The 15,565-nt window shown below is 62.7% G+C and carries 16 protein-coding genes; 3 read left to right on the forward strand and 13 right to left on the reverse strand.

Annotated features, from left to right (window positions below):
* Positions 1-24: 24 nt before the first annotated feature.
* The 9 genes from WMC41_RS30870 to WMC41_RS30910 all read right to left on the reverse strand — a co-directional run bounded on the left by WMC41_RS30870 (position 25) and on the right by WMC41_RS30910 (position 7,421).
* Positions 25-396 carry a hypothetical protein gene (locus WMC41_RS30870; RefSeq protein WP_432349916.1) on the reverse strand — a complete coding sequence of 124 codons (372 nt, stop codon included), beginning with the start codon at positions 394-396 and terminating at the stop codon, positions 25-27.
* A gap of 16 nt (positions 397-412) precedes the next feature.
* On the reverse strand, positions 413-649 hold the full coding sequence (locus WMC41_RS30875; RefSeq protein WP_432349917.1) for a hypothetical protein: 237 nt from the start codon (positions 647-649) through the stop codon (positions 413-415).
* Positions 650-704: 55 nt separating this feature from the next.
* Positions 705-1,724, reverse strand: coding sequence for a type IV secretion system protein (locus WMC41_RS30880; RefSeq protein ID WP_432349918.1), 1,020 nt, complete (start codon positions 1,722-1,724; stop codon positions 705-707).
* 184 nt (positions 1,725-1,908) lie between these two features.
* Positions 1,909-2,625 carry a type IV secretion system protein gene (locus tag WMC41_RS30885; RefSeq protein ID WP_432349919.1) on the reverse strand — a complete coding sequence of 239 codons (717 nt, stop codon included), beginning with the start codon at positions 2,623-2,625 and terminating at the stop codon, positions 1,909-1,911.
* 10 nt (positions 2,626-2,635) lie between these two features.
* Positions 2,636-3,799 (reverse strand): transglycosylase SLT domain-containing protein, encoded by a 1,164-nt coding sequence (locus WMC41_RS30890; protein ID WP_432349920.1) that lies wholly within the window; start codon positions 3,797-3,799, stop codon positions 2,636-2,638.
* Positions 3,792-6,203: a VirB4 family type IV secretion/conjugal transfer ATPase gene (locus WMC41_RS30895; protein WP_432349921.1), complete on the reverse strand. Its 2,412-nt coding sequence runs from the start codon at positions 6,201-6,203 to the stop codon at positions 3,792-3,794. The genes WMC41_RS30890 and WMC41_RS30895 overlap by 8 nt, the downstream gene beginning before the upstream one ends.
* Positions 6,200-6,490, reverse strand: coding sequence for a type IV secretion system protein VirB3 (locus tag WMC41_RS30900; RefSeq protein ID WP_432349922.1), 291 nt, complete (start codon positions 6,488-6,490; stop codon positions 6,200-6,202). Before WMC41_RS30900 ends, WMC41_RS30895 begins: the two co-directional genes overlap by 4 nt.
* A gap of 1 nt (position 6,491) precedes the next feature.
* Complete coding sequence (locus tag WMC41_RS30905; RefSeq protein WP_432349923.1) at positions 6,492-6,809, reverse strand: TrbC/VirB2 family protein; 318 nt, start codon at positions 6,807-6,809, stop codon at positions 6,492-6,494.
* Between the two features lie 51 nt (positions 6,810-6,860).
* A complete protein-coding gene (locus tag WMC41_RS30910) occupies positions 6,861-7,421 on the reverse strand; it encodes a lytic transglycosylase domain-containing protein (RefSeq protein WP_432349924.1) in 561 nt (186 codons plus the stop codon).
* Between the two features lie 74 nt (positions 7,422-7,495).
* On the opposite strand from WMC41_RS30910, the gene WMC41_RS30915 reads away from it, so the two are divergent.
* Complete coding sequence (locus tag WMC41_RS30915; protein WP_432349925.1) at positions 7,496-8,128, forward strand: hypothetical protein; 633 nt, start codon at positions 7,496-7,498, stop codon at positions 8,126-8,128.
* Positions 8,118-8,627, forward strand: coding sequence for a thermonuclease family protein (locus WMC41_RS30920; RefSeq protein ID WP_432349926.1), 510 nt, complete (start codon positions 8,118-8,120; stop codon positions 8,625-8,627). Before WMC41_RS30915 ends, WMC41_RS30920 begins: the two co-directional genes overlap by 11 nt.
* Here WMC41_RS30920 and WMC41_RS30925 read toward each other — a convergent pair.
* The gene (locus tag WMC41_RS30925; protein WP_432349927.1) at positions 8,574-8,834 is read right to left on the reverse strand and encodes a helix-turn-helix domain-containing protein; all 261 of its coding nucleotides are present in this window, start codon (positions 8,832-8,834) and stop codon (positions 8,574-8,576) included. The genes WMC41_RS30920 and WMC41_RS30925 overlap by 54 nt on opposite strands.
* 455 nt (positions 8,835-9,289) lie before the next feature.
* Between WMC41_RS30925 and WMC41_RS30930 the strand changes: the two genes are divergently transcribed.
* The gene (locus tag WMC41_RS30930; protein ID WP_432349928.1) at positions 9,290-10,069 is read left to right on the forward strand and encodes a hypothetical protein; all 780 of its coding nucleotides are present in this window, start codon (positions 9,290-9,292) and stop codon (positions 10,067-10,069) included.
* 49 nt (positions 10,070-10,118) lie between these two features.
* Here WMC41_RS30930 and WMC41_RS30935 read toward each other — a convergent pair whose 3' ends face one another.
* Genes WMC41_RS30935 through WMC41_RS30945 form a run of 3 tightly spaced genes read right to left on the reverse strand, consistent with a single transcriptional unit; the run spans position 10,119 to position 15,557 of the window.
* Positions 10,119-13,376, reverse strand: coding sequence for an error-prone DNA polymerase (locus WMC41_RS30935; RefSeq protein WP_432349929.1), 3,258 nt, complete (start codon positions 13,374-13,376; stop codon positions 10,119-10,121).
* Positions 13,373-14,884 carry a Y-family DNA polymerase gene (locus WMC41_RS30940; RefSeq protein ID WP_432349930.1) on the reverse strand — a complete coding sequence of 504 codons (1,512 nt, stop codon included), beginning with the start codon at positions 14,882-14,884 and terminating at the stop codon, positions 13,373-13,375. Before WMC41_RS30940 ends, WMC41_RS30935 begins: the two co-directional genes overlap by 4 nt.
* A complete protein-coding gene (locus tag WMC41_RS30945) occupies positions 14,805-15,557 on the reverse strand; it encodes an ImuA family protein (RefSeq protein ID WP_432349931.1) in 753 nt (250 codons plus the stop codon). Before WMC41_RS30945 ends, WMC41_RS30940 begins: the two co-directional genes overlap by 80 nt.
* Positions 15,558-15,565 lie beyond the last annotated feature (8 nt).

Consider the following 15,565-nt stretch of genomic DNA (forward strand, 5'->3'; position numbering starts at 1 on the left):
TCCGTGGTGCGGCCGTCCGAAGACCTAGCTGCACCACTGCATCAGCGTCTTCTTCGACGCCGTGTTGGAGAAATAGAAGGAGCGATCGTCCTTCACCTCGATTCGGACGGTGTCACGGTCCCCGTCCGATTCATCGGAGCCGGCCTCGATCCAGAGGACGTCGAGAACATAGGAGCCGCCATCCCGTTTGACGGACAAGACCTTGCCGGCGGTTTTGTTGGCGCCGATCGCATTGTCTTCCACGTAGATGAATGCCGCCGCCGCGGCATCGCAGCCACCTTCCGCAGGGGCATAAGCGCCGACCTGCACGGGCAGGATGGAGCTAGGTGATTGCGACAAAGCTGCGCCGGTAAGCAGCAAGCCGAGCGCAAACAGCGTCGAGGCGATGTTTCTCATCACAAGCCCTCCTCGATCAAAATCCGAAAGCGGTGGCGAGGTTATGAGCGTATCCGGCCAGCGTGTTGTAAAGATCGATGCAATATTCGACGAAAGGTTTGAAAAAGATGACGGCTCCGATGAAAAGCAGATAGCCGAAACCGCCGCCCTTCTTAGCTTCGGCACGATCACTCTCCGCCATCTCTTCGTTGAGGCGGTTTTGCGCGTCCATGGCGGCAAAGTGCCTACGATCATCTTGCCAAGGGTGGTCCACGGCTTTTCTCCTTCGAATAAACTATAATTATCAAGAACAAGCATGAGAGACTACCCTAAAGTTGCCCGTTCTTTTCAGTTTCGCGCTGGATTGCGCGAGTGCGCGCCGCCTGTACGTCTGCGGACGTGCGGCGACGGCCAAGGCCAGAGCGCAAGATTCGAGCGCGTCCCCCGACCTGCCGTTCAGCATAGGTGACGGATCGACGCCCGCCGATGAAGGCGGAATCGCCTTGACCTAGCACGCTTCCTCCGACGATCGATGCGGCAAAGGATGGGATGAAGCGGAAGACGACGATACCGAGCAGGCAGACGATCACGAACGGCGCGACGTAGGCGAGCTTGCTTTCGGTCGCCGTGTTGTTGGCCGTGTTGATCGCCAACTCGATGAGCTGGTACAAAAACGCGAGGAAGGCCATCATCAAGGTCTGCGTCACCATCAGGTTCACCATCAGCAGCAGCCAGCCGTCGGTGAAGCGGAAGGTCCAGCGATAGAGCGCCAGGATGATGAACACAGGCGCCAGCGCCAGCGTGATGAACAGCATCAGCTTGGCGGCTAGGATCGCAGCCGCCGCGACGGCGATGAAGATCATCGCGACGACGAACACCACGGCGCCGATGAGAGCCCCGACATATTCAAACGTGCCGGTGGCGACCTGCTCATAGACCTTGCCCGCAGTTTCGAACACGGCGTCGAGGATCTTCACGACGCCGGTGGTGTCGTCGGTCCCGCCGTCGAGAATGCCGCCCGAGCCGGCGATCGACTCGATGATCGTGTCGGAGATCAGGTTGGGCACGAACTGGACCAGCTTATAGAGCGTGGCCGAAAACGCCGCCCAATTCGTCGCCATGTAGTAGATGAAGAATGCGCGGCCGAGCCGCCAGGCCGCCTCCGGCACGGAAAAGCCGTCGCGGCCGGCAAGGATCATATAACCCCACCAGATCACGTAGAGCGTCAGCATCGACCCGAACAGGACGTTCACCTGCAGCGCAAGACCCTCGTAGGCGTTCCGGATGAACGTCTCGCCGATGGTGTCCAGCTTGGCAAAAATGTCCGAGATGATCGTGGTCGCCGCCATCAGCTTATTCCTTTAGGACAGGCGTGAAGGCGTCATTGACCGGCATGGCCGGACCGCACAGGTCTTCGGCCTCGACGTATCCCGAGATCGGCGGGCAGGGGGCTTTTTTCTCCCCCTTCGTCTGGCAACCGGCAAGCAGGGCGAGACCAGCCACCATCATCGCAACGAACAATCGCATACGGCCTCACTTGAACGGGTTGACGTCTTTGTATTGCAGCATCTTGGCCGTTTCCGACTGCTGGGTAAGCCGCATCTGCATCTCGGTGTTGAGCGCCGAGACCGCGCCGTTCGAGACGCCGATCAGCTCGTTGATGGTGCGCGCCGTCTCAAGCTGCATGCGGGTGTTGGCGTCGACCGAGCCCTTGACGTCTTCGGCCGAGCCGATCTGGCCGGTGGCCGACTGAAGCGATTGCTCGCGTTGCGTCACGCCCTTCGTCGCCTGCTGCGTCAGTGCCGAGAGCAGGGCGACCGTGCTGACGGCGCCGGAGAAGGCATTGTTCATCGCGCCGGCGTCCTCACCTTCGACGATCGCCTTCACCTGTTTTACCAGCTGCAGGCCGTTGATCAGCGTCGCCGCGATATTCTGGGCATCGGAGCCAAGCCCGCCGAACGACAGCGTGCCGCCATTCATGATCGACGAGAAGGACGGCGCGGCCGAGACCGACATATTGCCGCCGAGCCCCGTCGAGGAAATGCCCATCGAGCCGTCGCGGCTCCCGGAGAGCGCGCCGAGGATCTCCTTGGTCTTTTCCAGGATGTTGGTGTTGGTCTTCATGATCTCGCCGGTGTTTTCGGCATTCTTCTTGGCGATGGCGAGATTGGTGTTGTCGATCACCGGAATGTCGGCGAGCGCGGGCGTCGAGAAGACAAGGGCGGCGGAGACGATAAGCAGCTTGTGCATGGGAACCCCCTTAATCGGCCGCGTTGGCGGCGTTTTGGATGGACAGAAGATTGTTGCCGATCGAGCGGTCAGTGCCGCCGGATGACAGGATTTCGGTATCGGCGTCGGCTGCGGCGACCACGGCGCAGTGCGGCCAGTCCTCGCGCGGCACCTTCATCTCTTCGAGGATCACCGGATCGCAGCTATAGGGATTGACCTTCGAATCCGACTTCAGGGTCTTCGCCGTCTCAGAGGTCTTCGAGAGTCGCATCTGCATGCGCGCCTGCAGCAGCTCGTTGAAGAGATTGCGAGCGGTGATCAGGTTGTTGAGAAGCTCGGCATTGACGGCGCGAGCCTGCGTGTTGTCGTCCCAGGCATCCTGATAGATTTCCGACGCGCCGACCGACGCCGACAGCGCATCGATGCGGCGGCCGGCCTCCTGGACGCGCGCCGTGCTCGCGTCGATGCCCGAAACGGCCCGGTCGACCGTGCCGGCCGCCGCGCGGTTCGAGCCGCGCGTACCGCCCGAGCCGTAATCGACGTAGGATTCGAACGACGGCGAGGAGATGTCGTCGATGTTCGAGCCGCCGGCATAGGCGTTGAACCAGGTGTGGTTCCGGCCGACCTTGCCGGCCCAGTTTTTCTGCTCGGCCGCCGTCGAGCCATTGTACCAGGAGGCAAGGCAGGCATAATCGGTGCTGCCGCATTTGTTGACGCCCATGCCGAGATATTTGACGCCGCCCTCGATATTCTCCTCGTTGATGTCGCGGTCGAAGCCCATGCCTTTGCCGGTGCGCTTCGTCAGCTGCATCACGCCCTTCACCCCGGTCGGCGAGCCTGAGCAGGTGGAAATCCCCGACTCCGCATGTGCAACCGAAAGCGCAAGTCCGACGGGCACATTGTACTTTTCGGCATAGTGCTTGATCAGCTCGACGTTCTTGGCATCTTCTTTCACCGCCTGCGCCGGCGACCGGTAGAGCCGCCGGTTCTTTTCCTTCTGGGAAATGTTGCAGTTGGTGATCTCCTGCCCTTCGAGCTGCTGACCTTGTGTTTCCTTATCCTTTTTGGAATGCCCCTCGTCCTCGGCACGCTTTTCCTGCACATCGTCGTCGATGACCGGAATATCCGCGAGGGCGGAGGGCGCGGGCGCAGTCATCAGCGTTGCGGAGAGCAGGAGAAGGATCGTTCTACGCATCGGTCGCCTCCGGGTTCGTCCAGCCACAAAAATGCGGGAGCCAGGCGGCCGGCTCGTCGCCGTAGGTTTCGCGTAGCGCCTGACACTCGCGCACCGTCTCCGGTCGCCCGGACAAGACCTTCACGAGGTCGGGCATCGCCGACAGATCGAGCCGTGCGATCACCGAGTCCTGGGCGTGCTTGATGAGGAAAGTGCGGCTCGCCTTGTCCGCCTGCTTCACGAAGCGGAATTCCTTTTCCGAAAGGCCGAACGCCTTGCGGTAGCTCTCCTCGTCGGCCGACGCATTCGGGAAGAAGATGTTGGTCATCGTCTGTTCGATGATCGTGTTGCGCAGGTCGGAGCGCACCACATCGGCCGCCGACTGTGTGCCGAAGCCGACGATGCCGTTCATCTTGCGGATGGTTTTGAGCCAGTCCTTGATGAAACCGGAGAAGACGTCGTCATCAAGCAGGCGCCAGCCCTCATCGAGGAAGATCAGCGAAGGGCGGCCGTCGAGGATCTCTTGGATACGATGGAACATATAAAGCAGTGCCGCCGAGCGCGTGCGCTTGTCGGAGAGGATCTCCGTCATGTCGAAGCCGATCACCGAGCCGACAAAATCCAGCTTGTCGGTCGGGTTGTTGAACAGCCAGCCTTTGTCGCCCGTCGTCCATTCCTTCAGCCGGTCGGCGAGATCGCCAATACCGGCTCGCATGCGGCCGCGCATGGCCTCGGCGAGCATGTCGAGACGGCGCTGCGGCCGCTCGAAATCGGTGTAGATGCTGTCGACCGCATCGGAGATAACCGCCATCTCCTCGGCATTGAGCACCCGGTCCGAGGGCGTGACGAGGTATGAAACCAGAGTCTTGCCAAAACTCCGGTTGGCCGGCGTGTCTTCAAGCTGCAGCGGCGCGAAGCCGGTCGGCTCGCCTGGGGACAGCCGCTCATAGCGCCCGCCCATGGCGCGCACGAAGATCTCACCGCCACGATCCTTGTCGATGAAGACGCAGCGCGGCCGCGGCTCGACGCGCATCCCCTGCGCGAGCAGGAAGGACAGCGCCACCGTCTTGCCTGAACCGGTCGGACCGATGACCGTGAAGTTGCCGACATCCGCTTCATGGAAATTGAAGAAGTAGGCGGTCTGGCTGGTGGTCTCCAGGAGCGAGATCGGCAGTCCCCAATGGACCTTATGCGTTTGCCCGGACGGGAAATTGTGCGCGGAGAACAGCCCGGCGAAATTGACGGACGAGATCAGGCCCTGCCGGGCGATGTAGGAGAAGTTGGTCGGCAGCTGTGCCCACCACGCTGCCTCCTGATTGAGGTCTTCCCGAACGGCGACCACGCCCATGCGCGCCAGCTCGGCGGTGACGTCGGCGACGGCGCGGTTCAGCCGGGACAGGTCGCGCTCGAGAACGGCGACGGTCATATGGTGCTTGCCGAAGACGACCTCACCCGAAGCCAGCCGGTCGCGCGCCGCCTCGATATCGTCCTCGACAGCCGTGCCGCCATCGTCGGAATTCGAAATCTGCCGGCTGATCGTCGCAATCGCTTCCGTGACGGTGGTCCGGTCTTCCGGCGCGAAGGAGTGAGTGACGATGATTTCGTAGGGCAGGCGCAGCAGCCCGTCGAGCTGGCCGGGTGTCGTCATCGGCGGATATTCCTTGATCGACACCATGGCCGCGACCTTCGACGTCGCGCCATCGGACGACCAGATCTCCGTCGCCTTACGGCCGAACAAGATGCGACCGGTTCCGACATAGTCGGCCAGCGACATGCGTGGCAGGGGCATGGTGCGCTCGTCGCCGGCGGCGAGGATCTTGGCGAAGAATTCGGCCGGCTCGGAATAGAGACCACCGTCGCGGGTCACGCAGGAGAGGATCTCCGGGCGATAAGACCGAAAATCGCCGACGATCCCCGAGACCATGTCCTTCAGGTCGCGCAGCGCCTCACCCCTGGCTTCGACCTCATTGTCCGCCATCCGGAAGACGTCGAACATGCGGTCGACCTTGCCGGCGCGGCCGGTCATGGGGCGCCGGATGACCGTCAGGTACAGCTCGTTGACGAACATCGTCCGGTCCCTCAGCCCGTCCATGTAGCGGGCGTTCAGCTCGTCGGCGAAGGGATTGTCGAAGTCGCCGTCGATCTCAGGCACGATCTTGCGGCGGATGATGGTGGCGTAGAGGGCGAAGCGCGACGATCCGAGCGAGCGAACCGTCATGTTTCGGTTGGCGAGACGCGCGTTGATCTCGGCCTGGTCCATGGTCTGGTAGGGCAGGCCCGAGAGCCGGATCACCTGCAGCAGGAGGCCGGACTTTGTGACGATCGTCTCCTCGTCGACGTGCCGGAGGTAGGGGACATGGGTGCCGATCCCCAGATCGCGGGCGCGTTCACGCCCGAACTTCAGGTCATGATTGACGATGTTCATGGCGCGTAGCTCCCCGCTTTCCAGAAACGCCCGTTGCGGATCGCCCTGCGCATCGACAGGAACACCTGCACCACCCGGACGATGTGGATGTCCCGCTGGCACAGGTAGAGGGCGATGAAATGCACCGGCAGCACGACCAGCGGCGCCAGGAAGTTCGACGATGCGATGAAGACGACGATCCCGAAAATGCCGTTCACCACGAACACGATGATGTCGACTCCGAAATACATCGGCGGCCGGGTCAATGGCTGGATGAGCGGCTCGACATCGGGAGCGTCGTCACGCATGTCAGACACCCCCGGCCGCCTTCATGGCGTCGACCAATTCGGCGGCGCCGAAGATGATCGCGATGCCGATCACGATGGAGATCGCGCCCTGCCAGGCCATGCGGCCGGTCAGGAACAGGAAGCCGAGGAAGCAGACGGCGATGATGGCAAGCGAGCGGGCGACGCTGCCCTGCAGCACGCCGGTGAACCATTCGAGGATGCCTTCGACCGGAGCCGCCGACTGCGCATAGGCGAATTCCGGGACGAGCGCGATGGAGGTGGCCAGCAGCGCCAGCGACAGGATCGCGCGCGGGCGCGGCGTGATCGGGAAAATGCTCATTCGGATGTCCTTCGTGTCTTGGAGATTGAAAGTCGTCTTGGGGTTCGGAACCTATTCGGCGGTCCAGACGTGCTGGTCGCGCCAGGGGGATGGCGCGAGGGCGACTGTCTCTTTCCGGGGGAAGCGGGTTCCTCCGCGCTTTTCTTCGGCCGCCGACGCTTTGGCGTTCAGCGTCCAGCGGTTCATGACCTTCGCGATGTAGAGCGTGGTCTCGTTGAATTCGGGGATGCCACCCTTTTGGTAAACCCGCTCCGGGCCTGCATTGTAGGCAGCGAGCATCAGCAGCGGGTCGTCGAACTCGCCATAGAGCTTTTTCAGGTAGCGGACGCCGGCCCGGATATTCGTCTCCGGGTCGCAACGGTCGGTCACGCCATAGTCAGAAGCCGTCTCCGGCATCAGCTGCATGATGCCGAGGGCGCCCGCGTCGGAGACCTGATGCCTGCCGCCGGCGCTCTCGACGTCAACCACAGCGAGCGCCAGATCGGGGTCTAGCTCTTCGTCCGTGGCGATGGTCCGCACCAGCTCCAGAACGCGATCCGCGTCGACCGGTTCGCAGGCTTGCGCGGCAATTGCCGAGGTGGTGAGGAGGAGGAAGAGGAGGGTGGTTTTCAAATTTTTCGTCCGGGTTGCCGCAGGTATGAATAAACTATAATTAATTCGCTAGGGATTCCCGTGTCAATTCACAAATGGCTTTTTCTGCTATGCACAAACAACTCAAGGTTACCACATTCGTCGTCTCGCTCCTCATTGGAGGTGCAGCGGTCGCCAACACGGAGGGCGCGGATCCCTATGCGGAGCCCTCCGCCGACTACCTTCGCCAGTTCGCGGAACAGGGTGCCAAGGTCTTCGTGTTGGAGCGTTTCGATGCTGAAGGGAAGCTTGTGGCGCGGTCGACGGAAAGGCTTGAAGGGGCCATAGGGATCGACGGCCCGACCGGGCGGACGATCGCGGGCCGGCGCATCAGCTTACGCGGCCTCACCGCCTGTCCAACGGAAAAGGTCGTCTACAACAGTGTCCAGACATGGGGCTGCGACGACGCGGCGCGAGACTATGCCGAGGCGGTCTACAACAGGCGGGGCAGCGTCATCCTGTGCAAGACCTTGGCCCTGACGTCTGCCGACGGCGAGGCCATGCCGGCGTCGTGCTTCGTCCTCGTTGGGGGAAATGGCGAGCCGTTCCGAACAGTGAACGACGACGACAGCATGGTGTTTCTCGGTCTGACCAATATCGGACGAACGCCGGACGGTCGCTCCCGTCGTCCAGATCTTGAGGCCTCGCAATCTCTCTCACGATCCATGGGGTTCCAGAATGCGGATTGAGCTTTCGATCGTCACTGCGTTGCTGGTCGCCGGCGCAGCATCGGCGCAGGAGAAAACCATCTCCTTTCCATCGGCGGTGAGCTTCGAGACCGGCGACACCTGGGAGTATGAAGGCACGAAATACAGGCTGTTCGGCGTGCAGGCATGCCTCCGCAATACCATCTATCGCGCTCCCGACGGGGCCGAAGCCGATTGCGGATTGCAGTCGATTGGATCGCTCGCGGCGCTGTTTTCCACGGGATCGATTGGCTGCCAGCCGGTCGGCATGGCGAAGGACGAGGCGACCTTTGTCGTCTGCGCCGCTCAGGTTGGCAGCGCCACGGTCGATGTCGGGACCGCCCTGATTTCGTCGGGCGCTGCGTTCGCGGCGACGTTCCCGTCGGGTGCTCCGGTTTCAGCAGCCTATGCGGTCGCCGAGACGACCGCGCGGGAAAATGGAAGCGGCCTATGGGCGGGACGATTTACCCATCCCGTCTCCGCGCTCCTGGGCGAGCAATGACCAGAGGCCCGAAAAGTCGACGTCAAGGCATTCGGTGATCGTCGCGATCTCCCGCAGCGTCAGCTTGTGCCAATCTCCAGCCAAGAGGAATTCAAGGCGTTCCTCCGCTATGCCCGTCGATTCCGCGAATTCGTGAAGCTTTATGCCTCGACGTTGAAGTTCCTCTGCGAGGACCTGCACAAGTTCGGCGGCACTCTCAATGGCCATATGCGGCTCCTTTCCTTCCCCATCGTTGCATTCACAGCGTCAAGGGCGAGCACTCAGCTCTATCCCTTTGCGCGGGGTTGGCGGAGGGGTGTTCGATAAGGTCATGGCAGAGCGGGCGGCGCTGATTCCGCCAAGCTCATTCTTCGCGCAACCCCTACACGAGTGAAAAGCGGCGTTTTCGCGGCAGGCCAGCTTTCTGTTTGTTGAAAGTGTAAAATATAATTACTCTTGTGACTCGCTCCGCCAGCGAACGAGCCATGGAGGTCCTATGCCGTAGACAAAATAAAACCCGCCTCGGAGAGACGGGTCGAGTGACACACGATGATGTGCGCAAAAGTCTTATAGACACTGATTTTTTCGCATATCGACGCCGCCGCTGCAAGCTAATTCTTGCCACGGGAACGTGTGTCTTGCGGTCCGATCTCTTCCTGATCATCAAGGAATGAGGAGAGATCATGCTTGCCACGATCCGGACGGCCTATGGGCCGAACCTATTGTCGCGCCTGCTCGCAGCGGGGACGAATCAACAAGTTGACGAATGCGCGAAAGCAGCCTGGATACTGAACGGCGAAGGACTGATCGCCGACGAGGAGATGGCATACCTGGCGCCGGTCATAGACCACCAGCGCAAGTCGGTCGCCGAGAGAATGCGCGTGGCACGGACGGCGGCGTGTGTTCGTCATTGCCGGCCTGCGATCCCCTTGCAAAAGCGAGGGACATCCTGGCTTCGCCGGCGCTCTCTCGCCAAGGATTGCATCATTCCGACCTATCTGGCGCAGGCTTTCACGGTCAGCAAGCTCGCCGTGCTCTCGGTCATCGCCAGAGCGGTGATGGATTGTGGGCAAGCGACCATGTCATTGCCCGAAATCGCCGCGCGCGCCGGCGTCGGGTGCACGACGGCGCGTTATGCTATCCGGGAGGCAGCGCGGAGGGGTCTTATCAGCGTGTCCGAGAATCGCATCAATGGGTTCTGGAACCGACCCAACACGATCAGGATCGTGTGCGGGCGCTGGCTGCGATGGCTGACGGCGCGCAAAGCGTACCGCGCCGCCCAAAAAGCGGGCGGCCGGCCTCATGCCAATTGGCTTGGCACCCCCCTCAGAAATCTGATCCCCACGATTGAGATTCTAAGATTCAGTCTGCGGAGCACGGTGCAACAGCCGGCCGCGATTGCAGTTCCGCCTTGCTGGCGCGGCCGCGCAGGTTTCGATAGGGGAGGGAGGGCGTTGGAATAGCAAAGAGCCGGCTGATGATAGGCCGGGTGGCCCGGAGAAGGCGGCAACGCTAATGGAAATTGCGGGCCTTCACCTTCAGCGTGCCGATATGAAGATCGGGTGTGTACATGTCGCGTGGGCGCACGGCCGGCGCTTGGCGATCGCGCGGGTCCGGTCCGCCGCCATGGGCGAATTCATCGCCGCGCCCGGCCGGAAGCCGGAATTCGGTATCGCGTTCGGACAGGCTCGATAGATCGATCGACAGATCGAACAGCTGCTGGGCGATGAGATGAACGACCTCGCCTTCGCGCTGGATCCGGCCATTGATCGCCATCATGGAGGATCCGAGCACGACCCGCCGGCGCCGCTCGAAGAGTTTTGGCCAGACGACGACGTTGGCCGGGCCGGTCTCGTCCTCGATGGTGATGAACATGACCCCCTTGGCGCTGCCCGGCTTTTGCCGGACCAGCACCAGGCCGGCGGTCATCAGCCATCGGCCGTCGCGCGCCGCCATCGCCTCCTGACAGGTGACGATGCGCCGCTCGGACAGATCGCGGCGGAGGAAGGAAAGCGGATGTTCGCGCAGCGTCAGTCCCGTGTGGCTATAATCCTCGATGACGTTATGGCCTTCCGTCACTTGACGCAGCTCGACATCAGGTTCGTGCTGTTCGGCAATGGTGCGCGCCTCGCGCTCGGCTGCGGCCGCAAAGAGGGGGAGTGGTTCGTCACGCAAGGCCTTGATTGCCCAGATCGCGTCTCGCCGTTCATGGCCGAGGGAGGGCAGGAAGGCGTCTGCCTCGGCCAGTTCCACAAGCGAAGCCGCCGGCACGCCAGAGCGGCGCCACATATCGTCAACGCTGTCGAACGGTTGATCTGCGCGGGCGGCCGTGATTTTTGCCGCGTCGGCGGTCGCCAACCCACGCACCATGCGCATCCCGAGACGGACGGCGTGCCGCTCGCCATCGCCAATCGGCTCCAATGTGCAGTCCCAACGCGAACGGTTGATGCAGACCGGCCGCACCTCAACGCCGTGCCGGCGGCAATCGGAAACGATCTGGGCGGGCGCGTAAAATCCCATGGGCTGCGAGTTGAGCAGGGCCGCACAAAAGGCATCTGGATAGTGGCATTTGATGAAGCTGCTGGCATAGGCGATCAAGGCGAACGACGCCGCGTGTGACTCAGGAAAACCATAGGAGCCAAAGCCCTCCAGCTGACCGAATGTCTTCTCCGCGAATTCCGCAGAATAGCCGTTGTCGATCATTCCGTTCACGAGCTTGTCCTTGAAGCGCGAGACGCCGCCTGTAAACTTGAATGTCGCCATGCTTTTCCGGAGCTGGTCCGCCTCGCCGCCGGTAAATCCGGCGCAGACCATCGCCACCCGCATCGCCGACTCCTGAAACAGCGGCACGCCGAGCGTCTTGCTCAGCACGGCTTCCAGCTCCGGCGTCGGATATTCCGGCTGCTCCTTGCCCTCGCGCCGGCGCAAGTATGGATGGACCATGTCGCCCTGGATTGGCCCCGGCCGGACGATCGCCACCTGGATGACTAAGTCATAAAACGTCCGCGGCTTCATGCGCGGCAACATGGACATCTGTGCGCGGCTCTCGATCTGAAACGTGCCGAGCGTGTCGGCTCGGCGGATCATCTCGTAGGTTTTCGCGTCCTCCGGCTCGATTTTCGCAAGATCGAGATCGCGGCCCTTGTGCTCGCGGATCAGGTCGAAGGCCTTGCTCATGCACGTCAGCATGCCGAGCGCCAGCACGTCGACCTTCATCATCCGGAGCGCTTCGATATCGTCCTTGTCCCATTCGACAATCCGCCGATCTTTCATCGTCGCAGGTTCGATCGGAACGAGGTCGTCGAGGCGGTCGTGTGTCAAAACAAAGCCGCCGGGATGCTGGCCGAGGTGGCGGGGCGCGCCCATCAGTTGCTGCGCGAGCTTCAGCGTCAGGACTAGGCGCCGATCCTCCGGGTTGAGATTCAGTTCGCGGACGTTGCGATCGCTAACCTCCTCCGACCATGACCACATGCCGGATGAGAGCGCCTTGATCACGTCCTCCGGGAGGCCCAACGCCTTGCCAACATCCCGGATCGCGCCCTTGGCACGATACCTGGTCACCGTTGCGCATAGCGCCGCCTTGTCATGCCCATAGGTTTTGTAGATCCACTGGATGACCTCTTCACGCCTGCTATGCTCAAAATCGACGTCGATGTCCGGAGGCTCATCACGCTCCCGGCTCACGAAGCGTTCAAAAAGCAGGTCATTGGTTTCCGGGTCGATCGAGGTGATGCCGAGAATATAGCAGACAGCGGAGTTGGCGGCGGAGCCGCGCCCCTGGCAGAGGATGCCTTGGGAGCGAGCAAACCTGACGATGGAGAACACCGTGAGGAAGTAGGGCGCATATTGCATCGCCTTGATCAGGTCGAGTTCGTGCCGGACGATCTGCAGCGTCTTGGGTGGCAGTCCCTCCGGGTAGCGGTCGGGAACGCTTTTCCAGACGTAGTGCTCCAGGGATGCCTGGGCATCCATGCCGGGGACAATGGCCTCCTCGGGATACTGATAGGTCAGCTCCTCGAGCGAGAACTTGCAACGGGCGACGATCTCCATCGTGCGCGCCAGCGCCTCGCGATAGCGCGGAAAGAGGCGTTCCATCTCCTCTGGCGGCTTCAAGAAACGATCGGCGTGCCTTTCGCGCTCGAAACCGACGTCATCGATGGTGGTGTTGGTCCGGATGCAGCTGACGACATCCTGCAACTGGCGCCGCTCGGGATCGTGAAACAGCACGTCATTCGTCACCACAGGGCGGACGCCGAAGCGGATGGCGAGGTTCGAGAGGTTGTGCAGGCGCAGCTGATCGCGCGGCCGGCGGCGCAATGTCAGGGCCAAATAGGCGCGATCGCCGAAGATCTCCGCCATCTTGCGCAGCTGCACCGCGCAGGTAACGTCCGGCAGATCGGGGACAAGCACGCCGATCAATCCCTCCGCATACTGGGCGACATCATCGAGATGGAGAATGCAGTTCGCCTTGCCACCTCTGGCCTTGCCGAGCGTGAGGAGGCGGGTCAGCCGGGAATAGGCGGCGCGGTCGGTTGGATAGACCAGGATCGACATCCCGTCCTGAAGATCGAGCCGACAGCCGACGACCAGGCGGACGTTCGTCTCGCGTGACGCCTCCAGTGCCCGGACAATGCCGGCAAGCGAATTGCGGTCGACCACGCCGAGCGCCGAGATGCCGAGTTCCTTGGCCGTCGCAAACAGCTCGTCGGCCGACGACGCTCCTCTGAGAAAGCTGAAATGGGTGGTGACCTGAAGTTCGGCATAGCTCATGCGAAGATTCCGTGCAGGAACCAGCGATGCGAGCCGGTGGCCGGATCGACACCGTCGCCGCTGCGGAAGATCCACAGGCGCTCGCCGGTCTCATCCTCGACGACAAAATAGTCTCGCACCGCTTCATATTCCGCGTCGCGCGTCCACCATTCCCCAAATATCCGCTCGGGGCCGTCGGCCCGCTTGACGCGCCGGCGCTTGCCGCGCCAGGTGATCGACACCGGCGGATGGTCGGGCATGAGCGCAATCACGTCGATCAGCTCCGGCCGGGAAAGCAGGCGGACCGGCCGGGGCCAGTGCTGCGTCCAGGTCGCGCCGGCGGCGACCGCCACCGGGTCGACCCGGCGCACACTGCGTTCGGGAACATCGCTCGCCACCGGCGTCACGCGATAGACCCGCTGGCCGCGGTTGGCGAAGACGTCGATCAGGGGCACGACGTCCGTGACCTGGTCTTCGACCAGCGAGGACGCTTTTTGAACCTCTTCCATCGGCTCGCTCATCACGGCGACCAAAGTCAGCCGTTCGATGCCGAAACCCGGCTCGATTTTCTCGGTGCGGTCGCGGAACAGTTTGGTGAGCCAGGCAACATCGCGGGACGGTTTGGCCGTGCCGGCGCGAATGGCCTGGCGGGTGCCATCGACCTTTTCGACCAGGAGGTCGGTCCGTCGGACGCCGTGCCCCCGGCGCTGCAATTCGCTGACGAGCTTCGTCACAAGGCTGCCGACGTAGCGATCAATCGTCTCGGCTGCGCCGATCGGCTCGGCAAAAGCCTTGGTGACCTCGACGATATCCGGCGTGCGAATGGGATCAATGGGCTCGGCCACGCGCCCATACATCTGATCGAGCCGGCGTCCGATCTCCGGTCCGAAGCGAAGGGCAAGAGGGGCGCGCGCCGTCGTCGCCAACTCGCCGATGGTGTGGAAGCCAAGCGTCCTGAGATCGCCAACGACCTCGCTGGGGAGGCGAAGCAGGGAAATCGGCAAGCGATCGACGGCGCGCGCCGTCTCACCCGAGGGCACGATGACGGTCTCGCGCGCGATCGCACGGGCGCAAGCGTGCGCCGCGCCCCAGGTGTCGGCGATGGCAACGCGGGCGGTGAGGGATTTGGCGCGGAACCGGTTCACGGTCGCGGTCAGCATGCTCTGCTCACCGCCCTGGAGGTGGTCGGCGCCTTCCGTATCCATCACAATCCCGTCGGGAAGATCCATGGCGACGATCGGCGAATATTGTGTCAGCGCCCAAAGCGTGATGCGTTCCAATGCTGCGGCGTCGGCCGCCGGATCGGTGCCGACGAGCATCAGGTCGCGAAAGAGCGCTTGTGCTTTCGCCGCCGGCATCCCGACTTTCACGCCGACCTTCCGCGCCGCCGCATCGGCCGCCGCAACCCAGCGCCGGGAACCGCTTCGAGCGATGACGGCGATCGGCTGCTCAGCGGGCAGCGACGGATCGGCCCGCCTGATCCTGTCGGTCGGCAGGTCCGGTAGATAGATCGATACGACCCGAGGCATCACAGGCTCCAACAATATACTCAGCGCACTCGCCCGCTTTCACGCGCATCAATTCCAACAACCAATTCGCCCGACCGACGGTGGCGACCGGCAAGTCCTCGGAGGGGAGGACGCTCACGCGCCATCGCGTGGTCGAGGCGGTCGGCTGGCCATAGTCGGAGGCTTCGGTCGGGCGGCGCCATCGCCGCACGACGATCGCCATCGCCCCCGTCTTTTCGGCGGCGAGCTGCAACCGGCGGCTTGCCACCATCGGCAATCGTACTAGCTCGGCGACGACGGCGCCGAGCCCGCCATAGGCAAGCGCCTCCTCGGCGTTGGCCAGGACATCCTCCTCCTTGTCGCTCTCGACGAAATAAACGCGGTCGGGATGAAGCCCCGCCTGCGCGAGCGCCGGAAAGAACAGGTCGGGACGCGTCAGGCACCAGACGATCGGTCCGGTCGTTCGAGCGGCAATGCCGGCGACGAACAGCGCGGCGGCCGCGCCGTCGACCGCTCCAGCACCACCCCCTGAGAATTCGTGGAGCGCACCATAGGCGAGACCTCCGCCCGGAAGGGCCGCGTCGATCTCCGCCACCTGAAACGGCAACGAACCAGCTTTGCGCGAGGCAGGGCTCTCCATCGAGGCGATGCGCTCTCTCAGCTCGGTTATCACCCTGTTTCGGGCAGCATTCATCGTTCACG

Origin of the sequence: Shinella yambaruensis, assembly GCF_050859155.1 — a bacterium.
Classification (GTDB): domain Bacteria; phylum Pseudomonadota; class Alphaproteobacteria; order Rhizobiales; family Rhizobiaceae; genus Shinella; species Shinella yambaruensis.

What these genes read in the sequence shown, in the direction of transcription:
- WMC41_RS30870 (WP_432349916.1), bottom strand. Translation starts at nt 396, where the DNA reads ATGAGAAACATCGCCTCGACGCTGTTTGCGCTCGGCTTGCTGCTTACC.
- WMC41_RS30880 (WP_432349918.1), bottom strand. Translation starts at nt 1,724, where the DNA reads ATGGCGGCGACCACGATCATCTCGGACATTTTTGCCAAGCTGGACACC.
- WMC41_RS30885 (WP_432349919.1), bottom strand. Translation starts at nt 2,625, where the DNA reads ATGCACAAGCTGCTTATCGTCTCCGCCGCCCTTGTCTTCTCGACGCCC.
- WMC41_RS30890 (WP_432349920.1), bottom strand. Translation starts at nt 3,799, where the DNA reads ATGCGTAGAACGATCCTTCTCCTGCTCTCCGCAACGCTGATGACTGCG.
- WMC41_RS30895 (WP_432349921.1), bottom strand. Translation starts at nt 6,203, where the DNA reads ATGAACATCGTCAATCATGACCTGAAGTTCGGGCGTGAACGCGCCCGC.
- WMC41_RS30900 (WP_432349922.1), bottom strand. Translation starts at nt 6,490, where the DNA reads ATGCGTGACGACGCTCCCGATGTCGAGCCGCTCATCCAGCCATTGACC.
- WMC41_RS30905 (WP_432349923.1), bottom strand. Translation starts at nt 6,809, where the DNA reads ATGAGCATTTTCCCGATCACGCCGCGCCCGCGCGCGATCCTGTCGCTG.
- WMC41_RS30915 (WP_432349925.1), top strand. Translation starts at nt 7,496, where the DNA reads ATGGCTTTTTCTGCTATGCACAAACAACTCAAGGTTACCACATTCGTC.
- WMC41_RS30920 (WP_432349926.1), top strand. Translation starts at nt 8,118, where the DNA reads ATGCGGATTGAGCTTTCGATCGTCACTGCGTTGCTGGTCGCCGGCGCA.
- WMC41_RS30925 (WP_432349927.1), bottom strand. Translation starts at nt 8,834, where the DNA reads ATGGCCATTGAGAGTGCCGCCGAACTTGTGCAGGTCCTCGCAGAGGAA.
- WMC41_RS30930 (WP_432349928.1), top strand. Translation starts at nt 9,290, where the DNA reads ATGCTTGCCACGATCCGGACGGCCTATGGGCCGAACCTATTGTCGCGC.
- WMC41_RS30935 (WP_432349929.1), bottom strand. Translation starts at nt 13,376, where the DNA reads ATGAGCTATGCCGAACTTCAGGTCACCACCCATTTCAGCTTTCTCAGA.
- WMC41_RS30940 (WP_432349930.1), bottom strand. Translation starts at nt 14,884, where the DNA reads ATGCCTCGGGTCGTATCGATCTATCTACCGGACCTGCCGACCGACAGG.
- WMC41_RS30945 (WP_432349931.1), bottom strand. Translation starts at nt 15,557, where the DNA reads ATGAATGCTGCCCGAAACAGGGTGATAACCGAGCTGAGAGAGCGCATC.